The sequence below is a fragment of the Streptomyces rubellomurinus genome, from assembly GCF_000961885.1.
Lineage (GTDB): Bacteria > Actinomycetota > Actinomycetes > Streptomycetales > Streptomycetaceae > Kitasatospora > Kitasatospora rubellomurina.
Window position 1 is genome coordinate 1 of the sequence record NZ_JZKH01000189.1, and the last position, 4,800, is coordinate 4,800.

Sequence of the window (4,800 nt, forward strand, 5' to 3'; positions counted from 1 at the left end):
GGGTGGTCGTTCGTGCGGGCGGCGTCGGTGCCGGTGGTGTTCCTGACGGCGTTCTACGGGCTGGTGGAGCTCGGCGGGCTGCGGTCGGGTGAGTCGGTGCTGGTGCACGCGGCCGCGGGTGGGGTGGGGATGGCGGCCGTGCAGGTGGCGGGCCATCTGGGCGCGGAGGTGTTCGCGACGGCGAGCGAGGCGAAGTGGCCGGTGGTCGAAGGACTGGGGGTGGACGCGGCGAGGATCGGCTCGTCCCGGGATCTGTCGTTCGAGGAGGGGGTCCGCGCGGCGTCGGGTGGTCGCGGGGTGGATGTGGTGGTGAACTCGCTGGCGGGTGAGTTCGTGGACGCCTCGGCGCGGCTGCTGGGGGAGGGTGGCCGGTTCCTGGAGATGGGCAAGACGGACATCCGTCCGGACGGCTGGGCGGCGGCCGATGGGATCGTCTACCGGCCGTTCGACCTGCTGGACGCGGGCCCGGAGCTGATCGGTGGGATGCTGGCGCAGCTCGTCGAGCTGTTCGAACGCGGGGTCCTGGAGCCGCTGCCGGTGCGGGTGTGGGACGTGCGCCGGGCGGGCGAGGCGCTTCGGCACATGAGTCAGGCCCGGCACGTCGGCAAGGTCGTGCTGACGGTCCCGCGCCCGATCCCGCCGGCCGGCACTGTGCTGGTCACCGGCGGGACGGGTGCCCTGGGCGCGCTGGTGGCCCGCCACCTCGTCACCCACCACGGCGTCCGGGAGCTGGTTCTGGCCGGCCGTCGCGGCCCGGACGCCCCGGGCGCGGCGGACCTGGTCGCCGACCTGCGCGCCCTCGGGGCCGAGGTGAGCGTCGTCGCCTGCGACGTCGCGGATGAGGCAGCGGTGCGCGCGCTGGTGGCCGGTATCGGTGAGCGCCTGACGGCCGTCGTCCACACCGCTGGTGTCCTGGACGATGCGACGGTGGCGGCGCTCACTCCCGAGCGCCTGGCGCGCGTGCGCCGTCCGAAGGTCGACGCCGTGCGCCACCTTCACGAGGCGACCCGGCACCTCGACCTGGCCGCGTTCGTCGTGTTCTCCTCCGTCGCCGGTGTGCTCGGTACGGCCGGGCAGGGCGCCTACGCGGCCGCGAACGCCGCGCTCGACGCCCTGATGGCCGACCGCCGTGCCCAGGGCCTGCCCGGTCTCTCCCTGGCCTGGGGCCAGTGGGACGGCCCGGGCATGGCCGCCGGCCTGGCCGAGACGGACCTGGCCCGAATGGCCCGCAGCGGCATCCGCCCGATGAGCGCCGACGAAGCCCTTGCGCTCCTCGACGCGGCCCTGCACCGCGACGAGCCCGTCCTCGTCCCCGCCCGCCTCGATCCAGTGGCGTTGGCCCGCCGCGACGACCTGCCCCCGATCCTGAGCCGCCTCGTGCGCACACCCCGCCGCCGCGCCGCCGCCACCGGCACCACCGAGTCCCCGACCACCCTCACCCACCGCCTCGCCGCGCTCTCCCCGGCCGAACAGCGCGAACTGCTGGACGGCCTGGTGCGCGGCCACGCCGCCACCGTCCTCGGCCACGCCGGAGCGGGCGGCATCGACGGGGAAGCGACCTTCAAGGACCTCGGGTTCGACTCGCTCACGGCCGTCGAACTGCGCAATCGGCTCCAGCGGGCCACCGGCCTGCGCCTGTCGACCTCGCTGGTCTTCGACCACCCCTCGCCGGCCGCGCTGGCGTCCCACCTGCTGGCCGAGGTCGTGCCGGGCTCGGTCGCACGTCCGCTCCTCGACGAACTCGACCGGCTGGAAGCCGCGTTCGCGGTCCCGGAGGACGAGGAGGCCGTCGCCGCCGTCACCGCGCGCCTTGAGGTCCTGCTCTCCCGGCTGCGCGAGCAGCAGGCCCCCGCGGAGGCCGCAGCGGAGGCCGCAGTGGAGGCGGCCACGGTGGCGAGCCGGTTGGAGGCGGCCTCGGCGGACGAAGTCCTGGACTTCCTGCAGAACGAGTTGGGGCTCTGACGCAGAATCGATGTGGTACGACCGGAGTACTCGGAGTGCCCGACGTACTCGGAGTGTCAAGAGTGAACAGAACGAGAGGAAGCGGAACGTGACCGACGACAGGGACCTGTGGATCCGCCAGTTCACCCCCGGACGGACCAGCGGTCCGCTGCTGGTCTGCTTCCCGCACGCGGGCGGCTCGGCGACCTTCTTCCGGCCGCTGGCCCTGGAGCTGGCGTCGCTGGAGGCGGTCGGCGTGCAGTACCCGGGCCGGCAGGACCGGCTGTCGGAGCCGTGCCTCGGTGACGTGGCCTCGCTGGCCGACGAGGTGTTCGCTGTTCTCCAGTCGCTGACCGGGCGGCCATTGGTCTTCCTCGGGCACAGCATGGGGGCGGTGATCGCGTTCGAGGTGGCCCGGCGGTTCCGGCAGAAGCAGGACGGTGTGCCGCTGGCCCTGATCGCCTCCGGTCGGCGGGCCCCGTCCATCCACCGCGACGAGGAGGTGCACAAGCGCGACGACGAGGGGCTGATCGCCGAGATCCGCCGGCTCAGCGGCACGGCCAACTCGCTGCTGGACGACGACGAGATCGTCCGGATGATCCTGCCCGCGACCCGGGCGGACTACCGGGCGATCGAGACCTACCGCTACGAGCCGGGGCCGCAACTGGACTGCCCCGTCACGGTGTTGACCGGTGACGCGGACCCCCGGGTGACCGTGGACGAGACCCGCGCCTGGGCGGACCAGACGTCCGGCCCGTTCGACCTGCAGGTCTTCCCCGGCGGCCACTTCTACCTCAGCGACGACTGGGCGGCCACGGCCCGCGCGGTCGCCGCCGTCGTCGCCACTCTCCCGGGCGGGGCTGCCCAGCCCGTCTGACGGTGCGTCAGGACGCGAGCACGCGCGCGTCCGACTCGCCCCAGTACACCCGCACCTCGTGGATCAGCTCGTCCGGGCCGACCCGGATGACGCTGATCAGGTTGATTCGGGCCAGCGTGCCCGGCGGCAGCTGCGGGGTGCGCAGGGTGATGCCCACCGGCAGCACCACGTGCTCGGCGTCCATCGCCGCAGTCGGCTCACCGGGTGCCTCGCGCACCTGGTGGCCGATGGCCTGGGCGAGGTGGGCCCGGATCGCGCCGGTGCCGACCATCGGCGGCGCGCCGACCGGGTCCTCGAACCGGGCGTCGGGGGCGAACAGCGCCACCGCGCCGTCCAGGTCGCCGGCGTTCATCCGGCGGCAGTACTCGAGCACCAGCTCCTTGCGGGCGGCTTCGTCCGGCACCAGAACCTCCAGGAATGCGATCCGGCCGGAGCCGGTCGGCGCGGCGAATAGCCCGGCCGTGGACGGCCGGTGCGGCGGGAGAGCGCGACAACGGAACGACGGGAAAGCGGAACAACGGGAAAGCGGAACGACGGGACAACGGGAAAGCGGGACAACGGCACGGGAACCGTATGCCGGGGCGCACCCCAGCGGCCACCCCTATTCCGTCCGACCGGACCCCGAGGGCCATTGTCGGCCCGCTGCCGCATTGCTAGTGTCCGCTCGAATTGTCCGCCGGTGACGGATGCGGAGAACCCGTGGTTGACGAGGCGACGCGCAAGGAGCTGGCGGTGGAGCACTGCCGGCGGGTGAACGAGGGCGACCTGGACGGGCTGCTGAAGCTGTACGACGAGGCCGTCCGGTTCGAGGACCCGGTGGGCTCCGGGTGGCGGGTCGGGCACGCGGCCTTCCGGGCGCACGCGGGGGCGGCGGTCGCCGGCCGGGTCCACGAGGACTACGGCGAGCCGGTCGCCTCTCAGGACGGCCTGCACGCCGCGGTGCCGGTCACCGCCACCATGGACTACCTGCCGAACGGCCCGTTCCTCGCCCAGTACGGGGTGGTCCAGCCGCCCGTCGACCCCGCGCGCGCCCGGATGCGGGTGCGCTACGTGATGGTCGTCAAGGTGGGGCCGAGCGGCCTGATCGAGGAGATGCGCGCCTTCTGGGGCCGCTCGGACATCACCGTGCTCGCGCCCGGCCAGGACTGACGCCCCCTCGCTCGGACGCCGGCGGCGGCCCGTGGCGTTCGGTAGGGGACCGCGGGGGCCGGTAGGGGGCCGCGAGATTAGGGGTCCCGGTCCGGCGGGCCGGGTGCAGGATTGTTCCCGGCGAATCGCGAATTACCGCAGCCGTTCCTTTCCCCCCGCCCGATCCGACGACCGCGTGGAAGGCGCGCGGGAATTCCGGAGCCGGGCACGGAAACGGGCGGAACGGAATTCCGGAGCGCCGGGAAAACCGGGTGGGAGCTGCCGAACGCGGAACTCCGTCGCGCGCCGGGCCTGTCCGGTGGCCGCGCGTCGGTGCCTTTCGGCGGCCTTCGCACGATCCACCCGAACGAACGGGAACGGGGGCCGGCGGACTGCCGTGCCCGGGCGGACGCGGAAGGGGGCCCTCCCAGGTGGCGACGGAAGAGCAGCTGGTCGACTACCTCAAGCGGACCGCGGCCGAGCTGCACGAGGCCCGGCAGCGGCTGCGGACGGTGGAGGAGCGCGACCACGAGCCGATCGCGATCGTGGCGATGGCCTGCCGGCTGCCGGGCGGCGTGTCCTCGCCGGAGGAGCTGTGGGAGCTGGTCGCGGCGGGCGGTGACGCCATCTCCGGGTTCCCGACCGACCGGGGCTGGGACCTGGGCCGGCTGTTCGGCACGGACGCCGAGCAGCCCGGCACCTCGTACACCCGCCACGGCGGCTTCCTCGCCGACGCCACCCGCTTCGACGCCGACCTGTTCGGGATCTCGCCGCGCGAGGCGCTGGCCATGGACCCGCAGCAGCGGCTGCTGCTGGAGACCTCCTGGGAGGTGTTCGAGCGCGCGGGCATCCCG

5 protein-coding genes are annotated in these 4,800 nt (G+C 73.9%); 4 read left to right on the forward strand and 1 reads right to left on the reverse strand.

The genetic code is table 11. The annotated features are described in order from the left end of the window. On the forward strand, positions 1–1,962 hold a 1,962-nt coding region (locus VM95_RS36980), incomplete at its 5' end, for a type I polyketide synthase (RefSeq protein WP_045705602.1). Positions 1,963–2,050: 88 nt separating this feature from the next. Next, positions 2,051–2,818: a thioesterase II family protein gene (locus tag VM95_RS36985; protein ID WP_045705604.1), complete on the forward strand. Its 768-nt coding sequence runs from the start codon at positions 2,051–2,053 to the stop codon at positions 2,816–2,818. 7 nt (positions 2,819–2,825) lie between these two features. Here the strand turns inward: VM95_RS36985 and VM95_RS36990 are convergent, their stop codons facing one another. Further along, positions 2,826–3,221 carry a nuclear transport factor 2 family protein gene (locus VM95_RS36990; RefSeq protein ID WP_045705605.1) on the reverse strand — a complete coding sequence of 132 codons (396 nt, stop codon included), beginning with the start codon at positions 3,219–3,221 and terminating at the stop codon, positions 2,826–2,828. A gap of 296 nt (positions 3,222–3,517) precedes the next feature. On the opposite strand from VM95_RS36990, the gene VM95_RS36995 reads away from it, so the two are divergent. Together VM95_RS36995 and VM95_RS37000 are read left to right on the forward strand one after the other, a co-directional pair. Further along, positions 3,518–3,967 (forward strand): nuclear transport factor 2 family protein, encoded by a 450-nt coding sequence (locus tag VM95_RS36995; protein ID WP_045705606.1) that lies wholly within the window; start codon positions 3,518–3,520, stop codon positions 3,965–3,967. A 410-nt stretch (positions 3,968–4,377) separates the two neighbouring features. After that, the coding region (locus VM95_RS37000) for a beta-ketoacyl synthase N-terminal-like domain-containing protein (protein ID WP_045705607.1) at positions 4,378–4,800 on the forward strand (423 nt) is incomplete at its 3' end.